Here is a 1,239-nt window from a genome sequence, read left to right as displayed (position 1 = left end):
CTAACGACATCCTATGTTTAAAGCACTTAGTATTGACTGGTATTTTAGATTCGCAGATATTCGGTCAAACGGAAGGTTGGTGGCGGGAAGGGAACCAGTAAGACGACATTGAGCCATAGAGCTCGAGCGCAATGATTGCCCTGCCCATTTGCCACCACCGTGTTATCACGGACAGTTCAGTAGGCTTCGAGCCAGTATGTAGGATGGATTTGGACACGGAAACCTTCTTCACCTTCACATATTTAAAATATACGAAGCGATGAACACTATTGGTATAGATATTTCAAAAGAATGGTTTGACTGCCTTTGCTCGGCCCGCAGGCTCGCTGGTCAATTTCCTAATGACCCAACCGGATGGAAGCAGTTAAGCGAGTGGATAGAAGGCGATCCCCTGGTGGTGCTGGAAGCCTCCGGCCCTTATTACCTGGGATTGGCTACGTATTTATATGAGCAGGGCATAAAAGTCAGTGTCCTAAATCCACTGGTTATCCGGCGCTACGGACAGATGAAGCTGACCCGAACCAAGACCGATGCCAAAGATGCTGGGTTACTTGCCCAGTATGGCATTGATCAACAACCGGAGCTGTGGTGTCCGCCCTCTAACCCCCGACAAGCCCTGAAAAAGCTAATGAGCATGCGGGAAGGGCTCCTGCGGCAAAAAGCCATTCTCACCGGACAGGCCGAAGCATTTAATCAAAATAAAGAAATTGAGCCCATGGTAAATGAGCTAAACCGGAAGATGCAAACGGAGTTAGAAGATAATATTACCCGTATTGATAAACGTATGGAAGCGTTGGCTGAGGAGCATTACGAGGAGGTTATGGAAGCGCTTTTAACGATACCTGGCATTGGCAAAAAAACAGCTATTGAGCTGGTAACAGTTACCGATGGATTCCGTCGCTTTAATAGCGCCAGAAAATTGGCCAGCTACGTGGGCATTTGCCCCCGGATCTGGGAATCTGGTTCATCGGTGAAAGGACGCGGAAGTATTAGCAAGTTGGGCTGCCCACAACTACGGAAGCTGCTGTATATGTGCAGTTGGTCCGCAAAACGCAGCAATCCAGCCTGCAAGAAAATGTATGATCGACTAAAGAAAAGAGGAAAACCAGAAAAAGTGATTAAGGTAGCCATTGCTCATAAACTGCTTCGACAGGCATTTGCCGTAGGTAGTAAGTGCGAACCATTTGAAGAAAAAAAGGCATTGGCTGCTTGACTTTCAACACAGTTCATTGCGCATAA

At 47.3% G+C, this 1,239-nt stretch carries 1 protein-coding gene; it reads left to right on the top strand.

The window, feature by feature from the left end; all coding sequences use genetic code 11:
* Positions 1 to 259: 259 nt before the first annotated feature.
* Positions 260 to 1,213 (top strand): IS110 family RNA-guided transposase, encoded by a 954-nt coding sequence (locus tag J6I44_RS20505; RefSeq protein WP_265768140.1) that lies wholly within the window; start codon positions 260 to 262, stop codon positions 1,211 to 1,213.
* Positions 1,214 to 1,239 lie beyond the last annotated feature (26 nt).

This window comes from Fodinibius salsisoli (assembly GCF_026229185.1).
GTDB classification, from domain to species: Bacteria; Bacteroidota; Rhodothermia; order Balneolales; family Balneolaceae; genus Fodinibius; species Fodinibius salsisoli.
Note: the sequence above shows the minus strand (reverse complement) of the source record. Positions and strands in the feature narration are given on the sequence as shown.

Bases quoted from the DNA above. Each gene is read 5' to 3' on its own strand.
- J6I44_RS20505 (WP_265768140.1), top strand. From the start codon at position 260: ATGAACACTATTGGTATAGATATTTCAAAAGAATGGTTTGACTGCCTT.